20 protein-coding genes are annotated in these 19,436 nt (G+C 51.0%); 18 read left to right on the top strand and 2 right to left on the bottom strand.

Features of this window, described 5'->3' with window-relative positions; all coding sequences use genetic code 11:
• From ffh to ACFSUF_RS11170, 13 genes are all read left to right on the top strand, one after another.
• Positions 1-1,377 (top strand): signal recognition particle protein, encoded by a 1,377-nt coding sequence (ffh, locus tag ACFSUF_RS11110; protein WP_377602846.1) that lies wholly within the window; start codon positions 1-3, stop codon positions 1,375-1,377.
• 52 nt (positions 1,378-1,429) lie between these two features.
• Positions 1,430-1,702: a 30S ribosomal protein S16 gene (gene rpsP / locus ACFSUF_RS11115; protein ID WP_377602847.1), complete on the top strand. Its 273-nt coding sequence runs from the start codon at positions 1,430-1,432 to the stop codon at positions 1,700-1,702.
• A 24-nt stretch (positions 1,703-1,726) separates the two neighbouring features.
• A complete protein-coding gene (locus tag ACFSUF_RS11120) occupies positions 1,727-1,957 on the top strand; it encodes a KH domain-containing protein (protein ID WP_377602849.1) in 231 nt (76 codons plus the stop codon).
• A 126-nt stretch (positions 1,958-2,083) separates the two neighbouring features.
• Complete coding sequence (gene rimM, locus ACFSUF_RS11125) at positions 2,084-2,602, top strand: ribosome maturation factor RimM (protein ID WP_377603156.1); 519 nt, start codon at positions 2,084-2,086, stop codon at positions 2,600-2,602.
• 1 nt (position 2,603) lies between these two features.
• A complete protein-coding gene (gene trmD / locus ACFSUF_RS11130) occupies positions 2,604-3,335 on the top strand; it encodes a tRNA (guanosine(37)-N1)-methyltransferase TrmD (RefSeq protein WP_377602851.1) in 732 nt (243 codons plus the stop codon).
• Between the two features lie 150 nt (positions 3,336-3,485).
• Positions 3,486-3,827 carry a 50S ribosomal protein L19 gene (rplS, locus tag ACFSUF_RS11135; protein WP_377602852.1) on the top strand — a complete coding sequence of 114 codons (342 nt, stop codon included), beginning with the start codon at positions 3,486-3,488 and terminating at the stop codon, positions 3,825-3,827.
• A gap of 103 nt (positions 3,828-3,930) precedes the next feature.
• Positions 3,931-4,512: a signal peptidase I gene (lepB, locus tag ACFSUF_RS11140; RefSeq protein ID WP_377602853.1), complete on the top strand. Its 582-nt coding sequence runs from the start codon at positions 3,931-3,933 to the stop codon at positions 4,510-4,512.
• A 16-nt stretch (positions 4,513-4,528) separates the two neighbouring features.
• Positions 4,529-5,407 (top strand): ribosome biogenesis GTPase YlqF, encoded by an 879-nt coding sequence (ylqF, locus tag ACFSUF_RS11145; RefSeq protein ID WP_377602854.1) that lies wholly within the window; start codon positions 4,529-4,531, stop codon positions 5,405-5,407.
• Positions 5,408-5,520: 113 nt separating this feature from the next.
• Positions 5,521-6,543 carry a S66 family peptidase gene (locus ACFSUF_RS11150; protein WP_377602857.1) on the top strand — a complete coding sequence of 341 codons (1,023 nt, stop codon included), beginning with the start codon at positions 5,521-5,523 and terminating at the stop codon, positions 6,541-6,543.
• 4 nt (positions 6,544-6,547) lie between these two features.
• Positions 6,548-7,192 carry a ribonuclease HII gene (locus tag ACFSUF_RS11155; protein ID WP_377602859.1) on the top strand — a complete coding sequence of 215 codons (645 nt, stop codon included), beginning with the start codon at positions 6,548-6,550 and terminating at the stop codon, positions 7,190-7,192.
• A gap of 98 nt (positions 7,193-7,290) precedes the next feature.
• Positions 7,291-9,510: a hypothetical protein gene (locus ACFSUF_RS11160; protein ID WP_377602860.1), complete on the top strand. Its 2,220-nt coding sequence runs from the start codon at positions 7,291-7,293 to the stop codon at positions 9,508-9,510.
• Positions 9,507-9,824 (top strand): EscU/YscU/HrcU family type III secretion system export apparatus switch protein, encoded by a 318-nt coding sequence (locus tag ACFSUF_RS11165; protein WP_377602862.1) that lies wholly within the window; start codon positions 9,507-9,509, stop codon positions 9,822-9,824. The genes ACFSUF_RS11160 and ACFSUF_RS11165 overlap by 4 nt, the downstream gene beginning before the upstream one ends.
• The gene (locus ACFSUF_RS11170; RefSeq protein ID WP_377602864.1) at positions 9,811-10,203 is read left to right on the top strand and encodes a YraN family protein; all 393 of its coding nucleotides are present in this window, start codon (positions 9,811-9,813) and stop codon (positions 10,201-10,203) included. The genes ACFSUF_RS11165 and ACFSUF_RS11170 overlap by 14 nt, the downstream gene beginning before the upstream one ends.
• A gap of 114 nt (positions 10,204-10,317) precedes the next feature.
• Here the strand turns inward: ACFSUF_RS11170 and ACFSUF_RS11175 are convergent, their stop codons facing one another.
• Together ACFSUF_RS11175 and ACFSUF_RS11180 are read right to left on the bottom strand one after the other, a co-directional pair.
• Positions 10,318-11,916 (bottom strand): YifB family Mg chelatase-like AAA ATPase, encoded by a 1,599-nt coding sequence (locus ACFSUF_RS11175; protein WP_377602865.1) that lies wholly within the window; start codon positions 11,914-11,916, stop codon positions 10,318-10,320.
• 87 nt (positions 11,917-12,003) lie between these two features.
• The gene (locus ACFSUF_RS11180) at positions 12,004-13,284 is read right to left on the bottom strand and encodes an anthrax toxin lethal factor-related metalloendopeptidase (RefSeq protein ID WP_377602866.1); all 1,281 of its coding nucleotides are present in this window, start codon (positions 13,282-13,284) and stop codon (positions 12,004-12,006) included.
• Positions 13,285-13,422: 138 nt separating this feature from the next.
• Here ACFSUF_RS11180 and ACFSUF_RS11185 point away from each other — a divergent pair, with 138 nt between their 5' ends.
• The 5 genes from ACFSUF_RS11185 to topA all read left to right on the top strand — a co-directional run bounded on the left by ACFSUF_RS11185 (position 13,423) and on the right by topA (position 19,430).
• Complete coding sequence (locus ACFSUF_RS11185; RefSeq protein WP_377602868.1) at positions 13,423-13,680, top strand: hypothetical protein; 258 nt, start codon at positions 13,423-13,425, stop codon at positions 13,678-13,680.
• A 238-nt stretch (positions 13,681-13,918) separates the two neighbouring features.
• Positions 13,919-15,079 (top strand): ADP-forming succinate--CoA ligase subunit beta, encoded by a 1,161-nt coding sequence (sucC, locus tag ACFSUF_RS11190; RefSeq protein WP_377602869.1) that lies wholly within the window; start codon positions 13,919-13,921, stop codon positions 15,077-15,079.
• Positions 15,080-15,126: 47 nt separating this feature from the next.
• Positions 15,127-16,059, top strand: a complete 933-nt coding sequence (gene sucD / locus ACFSUF_RS11195; RefSeq protein ID WP_377602871.1) for a succinate--CoA ligase subunit alpha — start codon at positions 15,127-15,129, stop codon at positions 16,057-16,059.
• A 114-nt stretch (positions 16,060-16,173) separates the two neighbouring features.
• The gene (gene dprA, locus ACFSUF_RS11200; RefSeq protein ID WP_377603157.1) at positions 16,174-17,313 is read left to right on the top strand and encodes a DNA-processing protein DprA; all 1,140 of its coding nucleotides are present in this window, start codon (positions 16,174-16,176) and stop codon (positions 17,311-17,313) included.
• A gap of 29 nt (positions 17,314-17,342) precedes the next feature.
• Positions 17,343-19,430 (top strand): type I DNA topoisomerase, encoded by a 2,088-nt coding sequence (gene topA, locus ACFSUF_RS11205; protein WP_377602873.1) that lies wholly within the window; start codon positions 17,343-17,345, stop codon positions 19,428-19,430.
• Positions 19,431-19,436 lie beyond the last annotated feature (6 nt).

A 19,436-nucleotide genomic window follows, 5' to 3' on the forward strand; every position in this document is an offset into this window, starting at 1 on the left:
ATGGCTTTCGAAGGATTAGCCAGTCGTTTGCAGAACGTATTCGGCAAGCTGAAAGGCAAAGGCAAAGTGTCCGAGGACGATGTCAACGAAGCGATGCGCGAAGTTCGCCTCGCTTTGCTTGAAGCGGACGTTAACTTTAAGGTAGTGAAGGAATTCATTGCCAAGGTGAAGGAGCAGGCGGTCGGGCAGGAAGTGCTTAAGAGCTTCACTCCCGGGATGGTTGTTATCGACATCGTGAATAAGGAATTAACAAACCTGATGGGCGGCACTCAGAGCAAGCTTGCTAAGTCTAACCGCCCGCCAACCGTCATCATGATGGTCGGTCTGCAGGGTGCAGGTAAGACAACGACGACCGGTAAGCTGGCTAAGCTGCTTCAGAAGCAGAACCACAAGCCGCTCTTGGTAGCGGGGGATATTTACCGCCCTGCCGCTATCAAGCAGCTGCAAGTTCTCGGCGAGCAGATTAAGGCTCCGGTATTTACCATGGGCGACAAGACGAGCCCGGTGGAAATTGCCCGCAGCGGTCTGCAGCATGCGAAGGATAACGGCAATGACTACGTGATCATAGATACGGCCGGACGGCTTCATATCGATGAAAACCTCATGGACGAGCTGAAGCAGATCCGTGAAGTGGTGAAGCCGGACGAAGTGCTGTTGGTCGTGGATGCGATGACCGGTCAGGATGCAGTTAACGTCGCTGAAAGCTTCCATTCACAGATGGAACTGACAGGCGTCGTGCTGACGAAGCTCGACGGCGACACTCGAGGCGGTGCAGCGCTGTCCGTAAAGGCCGTAACGGGCTGCTCGATTAAATTCGCCGCCATGGGCGAGAAGATTGATGCGCTTGAGCCTTTCCATCCGGACCGGATGGCATCCCGGATTTTGGGCATGGGCGACGTGCTTACGCTGATTGAGAAGGCGCAGGCCGGCATCGATCAGGAGAAAGCGCTGGAGATGCAGCGGAAGATGCGGACAGCGGAGTTCACGTTTGATGACTTCCTGGATCAGATGGAACAGGTAAAGAAGCTTGGACCGCTGGATCAGCTGCTTGATATGTTGCCGGGCATGGGCAAGATGAAAGGCATGGACAACCTCAAGGTGGACGATAAGCAGCTTGGACACATTGAAGCGATTATTAAGTCCATGACCAAGGATGAGAAAGTGAAGCCTGAAATCATCAACGCAAGCCGCCGCAAGCGGATTGCGAACGGCAGCGGAACTTCCATTCAGGAAGTGAACAAACTCATCAAGCAGTTCGAAGAAATGCGGAAGATGATGAAGCAGTTCTCCGGCATGATGGGGCCGAAAGGTCCGAAGGGCGGCATGAAAGGCCTGAAGGGCATGATGGGCAAAAATTTTAAATTCCCGTTCGGTTAATCCGTATGGTAAGATAGGCAAGGCAATTCTTTGAAGGAGGTGACTTTCACAAATGGCAGTTCGTATTCGTCTAAAACGTATTGGTGCTCACAAAGCTCCTTTCTACCGTCTGGTAGTATCCGATTCCCGCTCTCCGCGTGACGGACGTTTCATCGAGGAAATCGGCACTTATAACCCGGTTGCACAACCGGCTCAAGTAAATATCGATGAAGAGAAAGCTCTGAAATGGTTACAAACCGGTGCGCAAGCTTCCGATACAGTTCGCAACCTGTTCAGCAAAGCAGGCATTATGCAAAAGTTCCACGAATCTAAACTTCAGAAGTAATTTGCTGATTCGGAGGGCCTCACGATGAAAGAGTTAATTTCGGTTATCGCACAAGGCTTGGTAGATCATCCGGAAGAGGTTCGCGTGAACGTTGTTGAAGGTGAACACGCGGTCGTATACGAGTTATCCGTACATCCGAGTGATGTCGGTAAAGTTATCGGCAAACAGGGCCGGATTGCGAAAGCGATCCGTACCGTGGTTACCTCGGCAGCAGTGAAGGAAACGAAACGTGTGAATGTGGAGATCGTATCCTAGATACGATCAACGGCAAAGGGTTAGGATGATGTCATCCTAGCCCTTTTTCTCGACCTTAGATGTCTTTAGAAACAAAGATGGTTATGCTAGAAGAAGAAATTGTATTTACAGGATTGGAGGGCCATGATGGCGGAGAAACTGTTTACCGTTGGCAAACTGGTGAATACGCACGGCATACGCGGGGAAGTGAAAATCCTATCCCAGTCCGACTTCGCCGAGCAGCGATTTGCACCCGGCAGCCAGCTGGTGCTGGTGCATCCGGAAACCGGTGATCAACAAGCGATTGAAATCGAATCTTCGCGCGAGCAGAAGAATGTATATCTTACCAGGCTTAAAGGATTCGACAATATTAATGATGTAGAACGGTTCAAAGGATGGCTTGTTAAAATTTCCGAACGGTTCGTGGAAGACCTGCAAGAGGACGAATATTATTTCCATGAAATTATCGGCTGTCAGGTCATTACCGATGAAGGTGAACTTTTGGGGGAAATCAAAGAAATTCTGACTCCCGGAGCGAACGATGTGTGGGTTGTGGCGCGTCCCAATGGAAAACCGGTGCTTCTGCCGGTCATTGACGATGTAGTATTGGATGTCGACGTAAAAAACAAGACGGTGCGAGTACATATAATGGAGGGTTTGCTCTAACATGAGGATTGATGTCCTGACCTTGTTTCCCGAAATGTTCGAAGGCGTATTTGGCAGCAGTATTCTCGGAAAGGCAAGGGAAAAAGGCCTGGTCTCCCTGAACACGGTAAACTTCCGCGAATACTCCAACAATAAGCATAATACCGTGGACGATTATCCTTACGGCGGCGGAGGAGGGATGGTGCTGAAACCGGAACCTATCTTTTCAGCAGTTGAAGATCTTCCTCCCTCCGAAGGCAAACCCCCGCGTATCGTACTGATGTGTCCTCAAGGCGAGACCTATACCCAGCGCAAAGCGGAAGAGCTTTCGCAGGAAGATCACCTTATTTTTCTGTGCGGCCACTACGAGGGCTATGACGAACGGATCAGGGAGCATCTGGTGACGGACGAGATATCCATAGGAGATTACGTGCTGACTGGCGGAGAAATGGCTGCCATGGTGATTGTCGACAGCATTGTGCGTCTTCTCCCGGGTGTTTTAGGCAACGAGCAGTCGGCTGTTACAGATTCGTTCAGTACTGGATTGCTGGAATACCCTCATTATACGAGGCCTGCTGAATTTCGGGGATGGCAGGTTCCGGACGTGCTGCTGAGCGGGCATCACGCGAATGTGGCCGAATGGCGGAGACAGCAATCGCTGCTTCGTACGCTTAGGCGTCGTCCTGATTTGCTGGAGCGAATGGAGCTTACCGAGAAAGAACGAAAATGGCTGCAGCAATTCAAAGATTCCTAGAGCTGCGTATTGTATTCGCTCTTGGCTTATGATAGAATAAAGTCTGTTGTGAAAGTTTTGAGTCTGGTGGTCCGCTGCGAGCTGAGAACGGATGTCCCGTTGTCGATTAGATGGCCGCAAGAACACCTGTGTGGAAGGAGGGAGTCATAAATGAACCTGTTACAAGAGATTACTAAAGAACAACTTCGTACTGATCTGCCAAGCTTTCGCCCAGGCGATACGCTGAAAGTTCACGTTAAAGTTGTCGAGGGATCCCGCGAACGTATTCAGCTGTTTGAAGGTGTTGTAATTAAACGCCGCGGCGGTGGAATCAGCGAGACTTTCACTGTAAGAAAAATTTCTTACGGTGTGGGTGTGGAAAGAACTTTCCCGATCCATTCTCCGAAAATTGAGAAAATCGAAGTGGCTCGCCGTGGTAAAGTTCGCCGTGCGAAACTTTATTATCTTCGCGGTCTACGCGGTAAAGCAGCAAGAATTAAAGAAATTCGCTAATAGCAGGAGGGGCTTGATAAAACAAGCCCCTTTTAGTTTACTTATTTACAAGCATACATCTAGCTTACATAGAGGAATGTGCAGGAGAGGGGCTTGAATTCGAATGGAACAGGAAATTACGCAAAGCTCGGTCAAGAACGAGGCTTGGGAATGGATTAAAGCTTTATTAATTGCCGCAGTGCTCGTTTTCGTGATTCGTTATTTCATTTTTGCTCCTTTTATAGTAGACGGTCCTTCCATGCAGCCTAATTTCGAGACGGGCGAACGTCTGATCGTCAATAAAATTGTCTATTCGATCCGTAAACCGCATCGCGGAGAAGTTGTCGTGTTCCACGCTCCGGAAGGCAAAGATTACATTAAGCGTGTCATCGGTCTGCCGGGCGATAAAATTACAGTGGAAGGCGATACGGTATCCGTTAACGGCAAACCTATTGAGGAGCAGTACATTAAGGCAGCCGTGGATGAAATGAAGAAAAATGGCGGACTCTATAATACAGGGCCGGGTTTCCCGAATGGGATGGTTCAGGACGGCACCGTGCCGGAAGGTTCTATTTTTGTAATGGGGGATAACCGCGGAAACAGTAAAGACGGCAGGGAAATCGGTTATATTCCTTACAATAAAGTGATTGGCAGAGCGGACGTTATTTTTTGGCCGATTAATAATATATCATTGGTTAAACACTAGAATGAGGTGAGTGGCGATGGCGATTCAATGGTTTCCTGGACATATGACCAGAGCCCGCAGACAAATCCAGGAGAAGCTGAAGCTGATCGATATCGTAATTGAACTGCTCGATGCAAGAGTGCCATTGTCCAGCAGAAATCCTATGATTGACGAGATCCTTCAGGATAAACCTAGGATGGTCGTACTGAACAAATCAGATCTGGCCGATCCTCAGGTTACGGAGCAATGGGTGAATTATTTTGCTGAAGCCGGATTGAATGCATTCCCGATCGATGCTTCATCCGGACACCGGGTCGGGGATATCATTCCGAAGGCGAAATTTATTTTGGCCGATAAAATACAGCGTCAGTTGAACAAAGGCATTAATCCAAGGGCCATCCGAGCGCTGATTGTAGGTATTCCGAACGTAGGCAAATCTACATTAATCAATAAGATGGCCGGGAAGAATATAGCGGCAACCGGTGATAAACCAGGCGTAACCAAGGGCCAGCAGTGGATTAAAGTAGGAACCGAAATGGAATTGCTGGATACACCAGGTATTCTGTGGCCAAAATTTGAGGATCAGCAAGTGGGGTACCGTCTTGCTACCATCGGTTCCATTAAAGAGGAAATTCTTCATATCGATGATATTGCCTTCTATGCGGTGCGCTATATGGCTAAGCATTACTTAGCGAATTTGCAGGAACGTTATGGTGTCCAGCATGTTCCCGAAGATCTTGAGGACAACCGTGAGGTGGTTGAGATCATGGAGGAAATCGGAAGGAAGCGCGGATGTATCGTCAGCGGGGGGCGGGTCGATTTGGACAAAGCTTCAATGCTGATACTAAGAGAACTCCGAGCGGGCAAAATGGGGCGAATCTCTTTAGAGAGACCGAACGAACAAGAAGTATTTTAAAAATGATTCCCAGAAAGCGGCAGGCATAGAGCCTGCCTTTTTTGTTGTTACGTGGTTGCCGCAGCTTCAAAGTCATAGTAACCTAAAGGATACATATAGAGGAGGCGGACTGTATGAAACGGATAACGTACCCAAATCCGTTGAAACCCGGTCATACGATAGGAATCACAGCACCTTCCAGCGGGGTCAGGCCGGAATTGCACGGTGTTTTGGACGAAGCTGTTCAGGCGGTCCGTTCCTTGGGTTATAACGTGGCTGAAGGCCAGGCGCTTAGAATCAGCGATAAGTGTGTCAGCGCTCCTAAGGAGTCTCGGGCGTTGGAATTGCAGAGGTTTATGGCCGATCCCTCTGTTGATGCTGTGATTCCTCCATGGGGCGGAGAATTTTTGATGGAAATATTGCCGCTGATCGATTGGGAGGCGTTGAAAGCAGGGGAGCCGAAATGGATGCTCGGGTATTCCGATATCAGCACCATTCTGTTTGTTTACACACTGTTAACAGGAAACGCTACGGCTCATGGAACGAATCTAATGGACATGCGTGCTGGAGAAACGGGGATGGTTGGCTGGGACCAGGTTTTGTCCGTACCGGCTGGCGGTTCGATCCTGCAGCATTCCTCACAGTTATATCAATCCCGATGGGACTTTCAGCAGCCCCATTTTCAATTGGATACGCCAACGGAGTGGAAGATCCTTGGTGAGAGACGGTCTGACGTGTCCTTTTCAGGAAGATTGATTGGCGGATGCATGGACACCCTGTCGATTTTAGCGGGAACCCGGTATGCGCCCGTATCTGCATTTGTGGAACAATACTGCAGCGATACCGGTCTGATCTGGTATTTAGAAAGCTGTGAAATGAATGCGGCGGACATTTACAGGCATTTATGGAACTTTCAGCAATGCGGGTGGTTTGATCATGCGAACGGTGTGCTTGTCGGACGGCCTGACGGATATGCAGATACCCAAAATTTTGAGTTGAAGGATGCTTTAGAGCGGATTTTCCTTCCTATGGGTATACCGGTCATTTATGATGCCGATATCGGCCATGTACCGCCTCAGTTAACGCTAGTGAACGGTGCATTTGCGGAAGTTTTCTGCCGGCAGGGTTCGGGCATCGTGAATATGACTTTTCGGTGAGATTATGATAAAAGAGGTGCAAACATTGTTATCCTACGAAACAGGGCTCTGGAATCAGGGCTATATACATATAGCAGGAGTAGATGAGGTAGGCAGGGGATGCTTGTTCGGCGATGTTGTTGCAGCAGCGGTAATTTTGCCCGCGGGTCTCGTTCTGGAAGGTGTGGACGACTCCAAAAAATTGACTGAAAAGAAACGGGAGGAGCTGTATGACCTTATCCTTGCTGAGGCATTGTCTGTCGGAGTTGGCAGAGTGGATGTGAAGACTATTGAGGAGATCAATATTAAGCAAGCTGCACGGCTGGCCATGAAAATGGCTGTGGAACAACTCGTTCCCCAACCCGATTATTTGCTCGTTGACGCCGAAAAAGTAGATTGCAGCACCGAACAGCTCGCTGTCATACACGGGGATGCCCTTAGCCAGTCTATTGCAGCGGCTTCTATTATCGCTAAGGTGACGCGGGACCGTTTATGTTTGGAATGGGACAGGCAATATCCGGAGTTTGGGATCGCTCGCCATAAAGGCTATGCTACGAAATTTCACAGGGAACGGTTGCTGGAGTTTGGACCAAGCCCACTTCACCGGATGACGTTTCTCAGCAAAATACTCGAATCGGCGCAGGGACTGGAACAATTGGAACTATTCTAGCATGGTGAAGAACCGTACCGCGTCTTCATGTTTCTCCTAAACAGGCCGATATATAAAAGAGAAGCTTTCCTTAATGAAACGGAGCGGGGGAAACAGGAATGAATATCAGCAGTTTGATGAGGAGTATGGTAGGGGCGGTGCAGCCTGCGGAAGGGAAGCAGCTTGAATTAAAACCCGGGCAGATTGTCAAAGGGAAAGTGCTGCAGACAGGGCCGGACTCGGAAGCCTTAATGAATATTAACGGTGCATTGGTAAAAGCCAAACTGGAAACTCCGTTGGAGCAGGGACAAACGACTTTATTGCAGGTTCAGCCGGAATCTGCTGATGGACAGGTTGTACTGAAGCCTGTGGGCAGCTCGACGGCGGTTCCCATTGCGGAGGATTCTATAGCTGATGTGGTAAAGACCTTAGGCCTGCAAGGAATGAAGCCCGGACAGGGTGAAGCAATTGTACGGTTATTACATAAAGAAGGGCTGCCGTTAACGAAGGAATCGGCGGAGGCGTTGAAGCTGTTGATTCAGCAGATCCCTGAAGGAACGGATGAGGGAGAATGGCTGAAAGCAGCAACGGTAGCGATGAAAAGGGGACTGCCTGTTACGGCGGAAACAGTTGCTTCCCTGCGACAGGTCATGTTCGGTAAACCGCTTGCCGGGACGTTACAGGATTTGCAAAGCGCATTAAACCAGCTGGGCAGCCAGGGAATCAAACTGTCGCCTGAGACAACACAACTTTTGCAAAAACTGACGGCCCTTGCGGGAGAAATTCTCGGAGAGGGCGAGGCAGCTGTGGCTGTTCCCGCTAAACAGGTTTTGGGAAAGCTCGGGGCTGCAGAAACCGCGGGTTCCCGAAACCTGGCCGGCGATACTAAACCAGGGCCAGGGCAGGGTGGTACGGCAGTCCCTGCAGGCAGGGATATTCCGGTCCGTTCCAGTGGTGCAGCCGGTCTGGACACAGGCAGTGCGGAGCCGGAACACAGGGCAGCAGCATCAGGAAGTACTGCAGATAGGGTCAATACCGGCGGGAATAAGGCTAGTAACGGGATAACACTGCCGATGCAAGGGTATGTGTCCGATGACAAAGGAATACATCCGGAAGGCAATGGAACGGCTACTCTGCAGAAGGGTGACGCTGGCGGCGGTTCTTCCATTTATGTAACACAAGCACAGGGCGGCGAACTACATGATGAGGCGCAAGTAAAGAACCCCGCCGCGGGAGCTTCCACAAGCGGGGAGGCGGCAGCTCAACAGAACGTAAAGGTTGGACAGGCTGAAGCGGCTGCCTCTGGACAGGCTGCAAAGGAACAAATAGCAGGTACCCCCAAGCAGGGTTCACAGCCATATCCTGGCGGTAACATGCCTGAACAATCGGGAAGTGTGGGAGACAGTAAGATGAATGGTACTCTGCCCGCTGTTCCCGGTGCTACAGGAACGGATCTTCGCCAGAATACAGCTGATGATTCAATAGCGGGTGGAGCACAGCACTCGGGCGCGGGTTCAGAACTTGAAGTCCAAGAGAAACAAAGTCCTAGCTTAAATGGAAACGTCTCATCGGGGGTTACCGGCACAACGGTGGAAGAGAATCCCTGGATTGCGAAAGTAATGAAGCTGTTGGGGATAGAGCATGAACATAGGGTTTCAAGATTTGTCCCCATGTCCCAGTCCGGGGAGGGACGTGCCGGATTAAATTCCGCCATGCAGCAAGAGATACTCCTTACAGGAAATGCGAGTGCACAGCAAGGAACTTCTGCTGCCAGCGGAGAAACCGTAAAAAGTCTGTTGCTGCAGCTCTCCCAATCGGCGGACCTTCCCTCTGGGGTGAAAGACTCCTTGCAGCAGGCGATCCAGCAAATCACAGGTCAACAGCTTTTAATGTCGCCGGACCGGAATCATGTTTTTTCCCATGTTACTTTGTTTATTCCCTTTAAAAACGATCAAGGCGAACAAACTGCGGCCGTCCATATTCAGTCCCGTAAAGGCGAGAAGGGGGAGCTGGATAAAGACAATTGCAGGCTGCTGTTCGATCTTCACATGAAAGCTTTAGGAAATACGCTGCTTGATGTACAGGTAGTGAATAAGATCGTAACGCTTAAAATACACAACGATTTCCCTGCGGTCCAAGAACTGATGGAAGAAAGCCGCTCCGATATATCTGACGCTCTGGAGGGATTCGGTTACCAATTTTTGTCGCTAAAATGTGCTCCTTATCCTGTGACAGGATCTAGTGACGATATAGGGAGCAGCACTGATGAGGCTGTACTTATGCAGTCAGCTGCCAACTATACTGCAGAACCTTATAAAGGAATGGATTTACGAATATGAAGGAACACCCGAATCCGACTGAGAGGCCTAAATCTTTAGCCAAAGCTGTAGCATTGAAGTATATGCCGGGTACGCAGCAAGCTCCAACCGTTACGGCCAAAGGATCAGGAAGGGTTGCGGAAGCGATCCTTGAGAAGGCCAAGGAACACGGTGTGCCTATCCAGGAAGATGCATCCTTAGTGGAGGTATTGTCCAAAATTGAAGTAGACCAGCAAATTCCCCCGGAACTATACCAGCTCGTTGCCGAAATTCTAAGTTATGTATACCGATCAGACCAGAAAGTGAGCGTGTTCCAACGGTATGACGGAAAATAATAAAAATCCGCGAACGACTCCTTATGACGGCAGAAAAGCGACAGGGAAAGCTGGAGAAGAGATAGCCGCTTCGTATTTTGAAGAGTTGGGTTATCGCATTGTGGTCCGGAATTGGCGATGCCGGTTCGGCGAGTTGGATATAGTTGCTGAAGACGGTGACACGGTTGTTATTGCGGAGGTTCGTACCCGCACAGGTTCGGAGCGGTTCGGTTCCGCTGCGGAATCTGTAACCCCGCAGAAACAGCGCAAGGTGCGTACATTGGCACAGATGTACCTGTCTGCAGAGCAGAAGTTGGAAAGCAGATTGCGTTTTGACGTGGTTGCGGTGCTTATGGTGAAAGATAAAGTCGATGTAAAGCATATACCGAATGCATTTTGAGACCGGCTGTTTCCTGTGAGCTCCCAGGAAACAGCTTTTTATTTCTGCAAGTGTAAGTTTTCATACCTGCAACCGTTTCGCCATGGAGTCAACTTAGAATAAGAAATTAGCGTGTTACGGGATGAATTTCTTGTCCAGATTTCGGTACTGTACCGCCTCAGCGGCATGTTCCGTAAGAATATCGTCACTGTCTTCAAGATCGGCAATCGTCCGGGCAATGCGGAGAATCCGGTCATAGGCACGCAGGCTTAGCTGTAGCGCCGCGAATGACTGCTCCAACAGCCTCTCCCCCTCGGAAGTGAGGCGGCAGTGCCGGCGCAGCATCCGGCCGGCCAGCTCGCCGTTGAACACGATGCCCGTGCCCGCATAGCGAGCCCGCTGCCGGGACTGGGCGCGCAGCACCCTGTCGCGCATTTCCAGCGAGCCGAGCGGGCGCCCTGCGGCTGCAAGCGACGATACCCGCGGCACCTCCACATGCAGGTCGATCCGATCCAGCAGCGGCCCGGATATCCGGGACCGGTACTGCTGGATCTTCGCCGAGCTGCAGGTGCAGGGGGCGCCTCCGGAGTCGGAGCCCAGATGGCCGCAGGGGCATGGGTTCATGCTTGCAGCGAGCATGAAATCGGCGGGGAAGCGGGTCACTGCCCGCGCCCGCCCTATAATGACGCGCTGGTCTTCGAGCGGTTGGCGCATCACTTCGAGCACGCCCCGCGTAAATTCCGGCAGCTCGTCCAGAAACAGCACGCCGCGGTGCGCCAGTGTCACCTCGCCCGGCTTTGGAACCGATCCTCCGCCGATCAGGCCGGCACCGGACACTGTATGATGCGGTGAGCGGAACGGACGCTGCCTTAGCAGCCGCGTGCGGTCATGAAGTTTTCCGGATACACTATAAACCTTCATAACTTCCAGCGCTTCGCTGTCTGTCAGCTCCGGCAAAATCGTAGGAAGCCTGCGGATAAGCATTGTTTTGCCTGATCCGGGAGGCCCGATAAACAGCAGATTATGCATCCCGGCAGCCGCGATCATCAAAGCTCGTTTCGCCTGGTTTTGGCCGATCACATCGGAATAATCAAGATATTGGGCATCCTTTTTGCTATCTTTTTCTTCTGTAGGTGGATCGGTAAAGGGTTCTCTCTCCAACAATCGATTTGAATATTCACCCCATTTATTATTTATGTTATTAATCAATTGCGCAGGTTCCTTATCTATAGTACCAAGTTCTTTCAACTCCTCTAGATGATGAAGAGGGAACAATGCGATCCCTTCAATCAGACCAGCCTCTTCTGCATTTGCAACAGGTAAAATTATGCGCCTTATCCCTTGCTTGACAGCCTGATCCGCCATAGAAAGCACTCCCGGTACAGGCCGGATTTCTCCATTCAAAGCAAGCTCCCCCAGGATCAGTGTTTGATCGAGCAGAGGAACCGATAACTGCCCGCTGGCGCAGAGGATCCCTGCTGCAATGGCGAGATCGAAGGAAGCACCTTCTTTACGAACGTCCGCAGGGGCCAGATTCACGGTAATCCGTTCCATCGGAAACGTAAATTTGCAGTTTTTAACGGCGGACCGGACTCTTTCACTGGATTCGCGAACAGCGGAGTCAGGCAGCCCTACAATATTGATCTGAGGCAAACCGTTGCTCACATCTACTTCCACCTCGATCATTTTACCGTCGATCCCGTCTATACAGGCACAATTAACTTTTGCATACATACCAAAAACACCTTCCTCCCAGTTTCATTGAACTCAATGTAAACCGCCGGATGAAGGTGCTTCCTTACATGCCAACTATATGTTTAATTACTTGAAGTCTATCGCCGCAGAACCTTGATTGTCAATAGGAACCGGTATCTGAGCTTGGGAAGCGAGAACATTCGCTGTAACCGCCGCTGCTTGAGCGCGGGTCACTTCCGCGTCCGGACCGAACTTTCCGCCTGGAAGTCCTTTTAGTAAACCTGCTGCAACTGCTGCCCCAGCCGCCCCTTGGAGTTCCACGGGAATAACGCTGCTGTCCGGAAAAGATGCGAGAGCATTTACATTCTCCTGCAACCGGAGTGCTCTTGCGGCCATGACCGCCATTTCAAGCCGAGTTAACGTCCTGCCGGGAAGGAAGCGGGCATCGTCGTATTCCCCGGGAAGGACCCACCCTTTGTTGACTGCTTCGTTAATGTACGTGCTGGACCAACGGGTCGCAGGGACATCTGAAAAGGCTGAGCGGTCGGGCCCGTTGGCCTGCGAGGGGGATCCTCCGGATGCAATCAATAATATCTTCACATACTGTTCCCTTGTCACAGGGGAGGAGGGGAGGATTTTCCCTCCGGGCAAGCCTGTAAGGATTTGAAGACCGATCAGCCGCTCTATTGCACTCTTAGCCCAATGTTGCTCGATTTCTTTTATTGGAGCAGGCAAGGAAGGGACGTACTCCCTAAAAAGGCTTTCCAGAAAAGAGTAAGTCTCAGGCAGCTTCTGCTCCGCCGCTGTGCGCGTTTCCTCCGAGGCAAACATCATGCAAGCCGCTTCCGCAAAGTATTCTTCAGGGTAGGAATCAATATACCCATCACCGTAGTAGAGCCTTCCGGCCTCCTCTTCCCACAGTTTTCTAAACTTTTCCGACGTGGAAACTTCATGGAACAAATACCGATCGACTGCATGCATCGTTTCGTGAAGTTCCAAATTATAGGACCCATGGCCTTTACCGCGTTCACTGTAACCGATGCGCACAAGAACCGGGTTTCCTCCCGAACCGGGGATGTCATCCCAGCTTTTGCCCGTACCTTCCCACCCTCTAGGGGTTTTCCCCTTGAATGCGGCCATTTCCGGCTCTTCCGTGATAGGGCCGTTCGTAAGCTTTATATGTATTTTGTTATAAATAAGTCCCTCTAAAAGATTCGGATACATCCGGAAAAGCCGGCTCGTCATGGCATCCGCTTCTTCGCGGTCAAACGTTCCCGAAGGCAGCTTGATGAGCTGATGCTCCAGATAACTTCGGCTTGCTTCGGCGCTTGCAGGTAGGGAACCGGTGATCAGCAAGGAAGCCGCAGCAGTGAATATAGCGATGTTTTTAAGCAAACCGACACCCATACAATCCACTCCCGATCGTTCAGTATTATTCTACGAGGCATATATATTTTATCATAAAACAGCTGGTATTAAGGCGTTCTCATTTGCTGTTTCATGTTTTTTACGTTATTGGGGAATACTGCGAAAGAGGTGATAATCATGCAGGACAAGCCCTATTTTTGCCCCAATTGCAGGTCGAACCGGGTTAAATTCAGCATCATGTCCAACTACTCCCAACGGTTTCTGAAAGATGCGATAACCGGAGTGGTTGAAGAAATGGCGGAACCGGTAGAAGTGGCTCAGGCCGAGCCTCATATCCAGTGCATGGTCTGCAATTTTGTAGGCAATGAAATGCGTTTTGTGAAACAAGCAGAACGGGAGCCGCGCACTCCCAGCGTCGTCACATCTACTTATTAACCGGAGAACGGTAATAAGCAAACGCTTCTTTCCGAAGAGGGGAGAAGCTTTTTTATGTGTATCATTCCGTTCATTGCCCGAGGAATAAGAAAAAACGGGACTTTCTTCCAAAGTTTGACGTTTCCTGCGGCGGTGCGGCCGTTTTTTGAGGTAAAAGAAGACAACTTTGCAGGAAAGTGATACAATAAGAAAGGTTTTTTATGAATACGTATACATAGTCTGATAGGAGGATTTGTAGATGAATATCCATGAGTATCAAGGTAAAGAAGTCCTGAAACAATATGGTGTTGCAGTTCCTCAGGGCAAAGTTGCGTTTACCGTGGAAGAAGCGGTAGAAGCAGCCAAAGAACTCGGCACTTCCGTAGTGGTCGTTAAGGCGCAGATTCATGCCGGAGGCCGCGGTAAAGCGGGCGGTGTCAAGGTCGCAAAAAACCTGGACGAAGTTCGACAATATGCGCAGGAAATTTTGGGTAAAGTGCTGGTTACTCACCAAACAGGCCCTGAAGGTAAACAAGTGAAACGCCTGCTGATCGAGCAAGGCTGCGATATCAAGAAGGAGTACTATGTCGGTGTCGTTGTAGACCGTGCAACCGGCCGCGTAGTCATGATGGGATCCGAAGAAGGCGGAACCGAGATCGAAGAAGTAGCGGCTCATTCCCCGGAGAAAATCTTCAAAGAAGTTGTAGATCCTGCCGTCGGCCTGCAAGCTTTCCAAGCCCGCAGACTTGCGTTTAATATTAACATCCCTAAAGAACTAGTGAACAAAGCGGCAAGCTTCATGCTTTCTTTATATAAAGCTTTTGTGGAGAAAGACTGCTCCATCGCGGAAATCAACCCTTTGGTAGTGACCGGTGACGGAAACGTCATGGCTCTGGATGCGAAACTGAATTTCGATTCGAATGCATTGTACCGCCACAAGGACATCCAAGCGCTGCGCGACTTGGAAGAAGAGGACGAAAAGGAGATTCAAGCGTCCAAATTCGACCTGAGCTACATCGCCCTCGACGGCAATATCGGCTGTATGGTTAACGGTGCGGGACTAGCAATGGCTACTATGGATATTATCAAGTATTACGGCGGCGACCCTGCTAATTTCCTCGATGTTGGGGGCGGTGCAACGAAAGAGAAAGTAACCGAAGCGTTCAAAATCATTCTGTCCGACGAGAAAGTCAAAGGGATCTTCGTTAACATTTTCGGCGGCATTATGCGCTGTGACGTTATAGCTGAAGGCGTAGTAGCGGCGGCAAGAGAGCTTGGTCTGGACCGTCCTTTGGTTGTGCGTCTGGAAGGCACGAACGTAGAGCTCGGCAAGAAGCTTTTGAACGAATCCGGTTTGAATATTGTAGCGGCTGATTCCATGGCAGACGGCGCGCAGAAGATCGTAAGCCTGGTTCAGTAAGTTCGCTTTCTTTTCTATCATTATTAACTATTCGGGGTGAATCGATAATGAGTATCTTGGTCAATAAGAATACAAAGGTTATTACTCAAGGGATTACAGGTGCTACAGGTTTGTTCCACACCAAAGGCGGCTTGGAATACGGCACGCAGATGGTAGGCGGCGTAACACCTGGCAAAGGCGGCACAAATGTCGACATTACACTGGAAAACGGCGAAGTAAAATCTCTGCCGGTATTCAACACGGTTGTTGATGCAGTGGCGGCTACAGGCGCGAATGCTTCCGTTATTTATGTACCCCCTGCATTTGCAGCAGATTCCATTATCGAAGCGGTGGATGCTGAAATTCCGCTCGTAATCTGTATTACTGAGGGTATTCCGGTATTGGATATGGTAAAAGTTTCTCGTTACATGGAAGGCAAAAATACCGTTCTGATCGGTCCTAACTGCCCTGGCGTTATTACACCGGGCGAGTGCAAAATCGGTATCATGCCTGGATATATTCACCTTCCGGGCCATGTCGGCGTAGTATCCCGTTCGGGAACCCTGACTTATGAAGCGGTTCATCAGCTGACGACCCGCGGCATCGGACAATCTTCCGCAGTAGGTATTGGCGGCGACCCGGTGAAAGGTTCCGAATTCATTGATATCCTGAAGATGTTTAATGAAGATCCGGACACTTATGCGGTCATCATGATCGGTGAAATCGGTGGAACGGCGGAAGAAGAAGCGGCTGAGTGGATCCAAGCCAATATGACGAAACCGGTTGTTGGCTTCATCGGCGGCAAAACGGCTCCGGAAGGCAAACGCATGGGCCATGCCGGCGCGATTATTTCAGGCGGTAAAGGTACGGCTGCGGAGAAAGTGGCCAAGCTTGAGGAATGCGGCATTAAAGTAGCTCCTACGCCTTCTGAGATGGGCTCTACCCTTGTCAGCGTTCTTGAAGAAAAAGGTCTGCTGGACAAATGTATCGTTAAGAAGTAAGATTGGAAGTATATAGCAATACCGGAACGGTAAGAAACCTTTCCTCTCCTTAGGGAGCGGAGAGGTTTTTTGCGTATTAAGGGGGACATGGCGATGGAATACAGCAATAAAGGAATGGTAGAATCGGGTACAAAGGCGGCGGCCATACATTGTAAGTCTCTTTTAGGGGAACGTGAGCTTCTGTTTGGACTGCATGAATTGCCCGGGATCGGCTGGAAAACGATCCGGAAGCTGATCCAGGGCACAAGCAGCTTGGATCAGCTTCTGGATATCGGGTCGGGGGCGAGCCCCGCCGAGGAGCTGGGGCTGGATGAGGTGAAAAGGGAAGTGCTGAGGCGCGGATTCACCTCAGCATCGATCCGCAGCCGTTTAGCGTTCTATGAGGCGTCCGGAACACAGGTTGTGACCGTGCTGGACGAAGCCTACCCGCCGCTGCTGAAGCAAACCGCTCAGCCGCCTTGGGTGCTTTACGCCCGCGGGGACATTGGGCTGCTGCAACTGCCCCTGCTGGCGATGGTCGGCACGCGCACGCCGACCGCATACGGGCGCAAGGCCGCCGAGGACCTGTCGGCGGGCCTTGCGCGGCGAGGCTTCGGCGTCGTCAGCGGCCTCGCGCGCGGAATCGACAGCACCGCGCACAGAGGCGCGCTGCTTGCCGGCGGGGCGACCATTGCCGTGCTGGGCACCGGCATTGACGTCGCGTACCCGCCGGAGAACCGTGCCTTGTACGCGGAGATCGCCGCGCGCGGTCTCGTGCTGTCGGAATACCCGGCTGGGACGCCGTCCCATCCGGGTATGTTTCCGCAGCGCAACCGCATCATCGCGGGGCTCTCCCTCGGCACGGTCGTCATCGAGGCCGCGGTCCGCAGCGGATCCCTGATCACTGCCGACCAGGCCTTGGAGGAGGCGCGCGACGTGTTCGCCGTGCCCGGCCCTATTTCCTCACCGAAGAGCCAAGGGGCTCTTGCGCTGATCAAACAAGGGGCCAAGCTCGTCACCTGCGCGGAGGATATCATCGAGGAGTATTCCTCGATAATGCCTCAAGTGCCTGTGCAGCCGGCGTCGGAGGCTCCGCCCCAGCTAACGGACGAAGAGAACTTCGTCCTGCAGCTCATCCCGTTGGAAGGAGCCACCTTGGACGAGCTGCAGGCCGTTTCTAAACTTCAATTTGGACATTTGCATTCACTTCTGTTACATTTATTGATAAAAAAACAGATCAGACAAATGCCAGGATCTATTTATACTTTATTCTAATCGAACCATTCGGGGAGGAAGCACCACCTATGGCCGACGCGTTAGTCATTGTGGAATCACCGGCGAAAGCCAAGACAATCGGAAAATATCTCGGAAGCAAATATATTGTAAAAGCCTCCATGGGACACGTGCGCGATTTGCCGAAAAGCCAAATCGGCGTGGAAGTGGAAAACGGGTTTACCCCTAAATATATAACGATCCGCGGCAAGGGCGATGTGCTCAAGGAATTGAAGGATGCGCGCAAGAAAGTCAAGAAAGTCTATCTGGCGGCTGACCCTGACCGCGAAGGGGAAGCGATTGCATGGCATCTTGCTCATTACTTGGACGTTTCCGAGCAGGAATCCTGCCGTGTCGTTTTTAATGAAATTACGAAGCAAGCCGTGAAAGACGCGTTTAAAACGCCTCGCAAGATTAATATGGATTTGGTGAATGCACAGCAGGCACGGCGTATTCTGGATCGCCTTGTAGGTTACAAGATCAGCCCTCTTCTATGGAAGAAAGTGAAAAAAGGCTTGTCCGCCGGCCGGGTGCAGTCCGTAGCAGTGAAGATCATTATTGACCGTGAGAATGAAATCAACGAATTTGTGCCGGAAGAATATTGGACGATTACCGCCCAGCTAACCGCAGGGCCCGTTACGTTTGAAGCGAAATTTTATGGACTCGACGGAGAAAAGAAAGAACTTCACAATGAACAGGAAGTCCAGGAAGTTCTTGCGGCACTCAGAAAAGCAGAGTATATCGTTAAGGACATCAGGGAGAAGGAACGCCTGCGGAATCCTTCCGCCCCGTTCACAACCAGCTCCCTTCAGCAAGAAGCGGCGCGCAAGTTGAATTTCCGGGCTGCGAAGACGATGTCCGTCGCTCAGCAGTTGTATGAAGGAGTGGAGCTTGGCAAGGAAGGAACCGTCGGTCTCATTACTTATATGCGTACGGATTCCACGAGGATCTCTCCTGTTGCCCAAGAGGAAGCTAAGGATTATATCGTGTCCAAATACGGCCAGTCTTACGTGCCTGAATCCCCGCGCAACTATTCGAAGAAAGCGGCGAACGCCCAGGATGCTCATGAAGCGGTTCGGCCTACCTCTCTACTCCGTACACCGGATGAGATGAAAGAGTATCTCAGCCGTGACCAGCTGCGGTTATACAAGCTGATCTGGGAACGGTTCCTGGCAAGCCAGATGGCTTCAGCCGTTCTGGATACGATGACAGTGGATATTACGGCGGATCGTGTTATGTTCCGTGCGACAGGTTCCAAAATTAAATTTCCCGGCTTCATGAAAGTGTACGTCGAAGGTAACGATGACGGTGCTACGGAAGAGGAAAAGTTCCTGCCGGCTATGGCTGCAGGCGATAAGCTGAAGAAGGAAGAAATCGATCCGAAGCAGCACTTCACTCAGCCTCCACCACGCTATACGGAAGCCCGTCTAGTCAAGACGCTGGAGGAAGAAGGCATCGGCCGTCCGAGTACGTATGCCCCGACACTGGAGACGATCCAGAAGCGCGGCTACGTCGCACTGGAAGAGAAGAAGTTTATTCCTACGGAGCTTGGAGAACTGGTCATTCAATTGATGGAAGAGTTCTTTCCTGAAATTCTCGACCGTGAATTTACGGCCCATATGGAAGACAACCTCGACCATGTCGGCGAGGGTAAAGAGGATTGGGTGAAAGTACTGGGCGACTTCTACGAGCCGTTCGAGAAAAGGCTGGAAGTAGCCGAAGAAGAGATGAAAGAGATCGAGATTCAGGATGAAGTGTCCGATGAAATCTGCGAGAAATGCGGAAATCCGCTGGTTTACAAAATGGGACGTTTCGGTAAATTCCTGGCATGCTCCGGTTTCCCGGACTGCCGGAATACAAAGCCGATTGTTAAAGATATAGGGGTACCTTGCCCGAAATGCGGTGAAGGACATATGATCGAAAGGCGCAGCAAGAAGGGCAGAGTGTTCTATGGATGCGAACGGTATCCGGAATGCGATAACGTGATGTGGGATAAGCCAGCCAAACATCCATGCCCGGACTGCGGGGGGTTGATGATAGAGAAGCGCAACAAGAAAGGGCTCCTGATCAAATGCACCCAATGCGACCATAGCGAGGAAGATGCGGAAAGCGCGGACTAAGTGGAG

Source organism: Paenibacillus gansuensis, from assembly GCF_042684925.1.
Classification (GTDB): Bacteria; Bacillota; Bacilli; order Paenibacillales; family DY6; genus Paenibacillus_N; species Paenibacillus_N gansuensis.

What these genes read in the sequence shown, in the direction of transcription:
- ffh (WP_377602846.1), top strand. Translation starts at nt 1, where the DNA reads ATGGCTTTCGAAGGATTAGCCAGTCGTTTGCAGAACGTATTCGGCAAG.
- rpsP (WP_377602847.1), top strand. Translation starts at nt 1,430, where the DNA reads ATGGCAGTTCGTATTCGTCTAAAACGTATTGGTGCTCACAAAGCTCCT.
- ACFSUF_RS11120 (WP_377602849.1), top strand. Translation starts at nt 1,727, where the DNA reads ATGAAAGAGTTAATTTCGGTTATCGCACAAGGCTTGGTAGATCATCCG.
- rimM (WP_377603156.1), top strand. Translation starts at nt 2,084, where the DNA reads ATGGCGGAGAAACTGTTTACCGTTGGCAAACTGGTGAATACGCACGGC.
- trmD (WP_377602851.1), top strand. Translation starts at nt 2,604, where the DNA reads ATGAGGATTGATGTCCTGACCTTGTTTCCCGAAATGTTCGAAGGCGTA.
- rplS (WP_377602852.1), top strand. Translation starts at nt 3,486, where the DNA reads ATGAACCTGTTACAAGAGATTACTAAAGAACAACTTCGTACTGATCTG.
- lepB (WP_377602853.1), top strand. Translation starts at nt 3,931, where the DNA reads ATGGAACAGGAAATTACGCAAAGCTCGGTCAAGAACGAGGCTTGGGAA.
- ylqF (WP_377602854.1), top strand. Translation starts at nt 4,529, where the DNA reads ATGGCGATTCAATGGTTTCCTGGACATATGACCAGAGCCCGCAGACAA.
- ACFSUF_RS11150 (WP_377602857.1), top strand. Translation starts at nt 5,521, where the DNA reads ATGAAACGGATAACGTACCCAAATCCGTTGAAACCCGGTCATACGATA.
- ACFSUF_RS11155 (WP_377602859.1), top strand. Translation starts at nt 6,548, where the DNA reads ATGATAAAAGAGGTGCAAACATTGTTATCCTACGAAACAGGGCTCTGG.
- ACFSUF_RS11160 (WP_377602860.1), top strand. Translation starts at nt 7,291, where the DNA reads ATGAATATCAGCAGTTTGATGAGGAGTATGGTAGGGGCGGTGCAGCCT.
- ACFSUF_RS11165 (WP_377602862.1), top strand. Translation starts at nt 9,507, where the DNA reads ATGAAGGAACACCCGAATCCGACTGAGAGGCCTAAATCTTTAGCCAAA.
- ACFSUF_RS11170 (WP_377602864.1), top strand. Translation starts at nt 9,811, where the DNA reads ATGACGGAAAATAATAAAAATCCGCGAACGACTCCTTATGACGGCAGA.
- ACFSUF_RS11175 (WP_377602865.1), bottom strand. Translation starts at nt 11,916, where the DNA reads ATGTATGCAAAAGTTAATTGTGCCTGTATAGACGGGATCGACGGTAAA.
- ACFSUF_RS11180 (WP_377602866.1), bottom strand. Translation starts at nt 13,284, where the DNA reads ATGGGTGTCGGTTTGCTTAAAAACATCGCTATATTCACTGCTGCGGCT.
- ACFSUF_RS11185 (WP_377602868.1), top strand. Translation starts at nt 13,423, where the DNA reads ATGCAGGACAAGCCCTATTTTTGCCCCAATTGCAGGTCGAACCGGGTT.
- sucC (WP_377602869.1), top strand. Translation starts at nt 13,919, where the DNA reads ATGAATATCCATGAGTATCAAGGTAAAGAAGTCCTGAAACAATATGGT.
- sucD (WP_377602871.1), top strand. Translation starts at nt 15,127, where the DNA reads ATGAGTATCTTGGTCAATAAGAATACAAAGGTTATTACTCAAGGGATT.
- dprA (WP_377603157.1), top strand. Translation starts at nt 16,174, where the DNA reads ATGGTAGAATCGGGTACAAAGGCGGCGGCCATACATTGTAAGTCTCTT.
- topA (WP_377602873.1), top strand. Translation starts at nt 17,343, where the DNA reads ATGGCCGACGCGTTAGTCATTGTGGAATCACCGGCGAAAGCCAAGACA.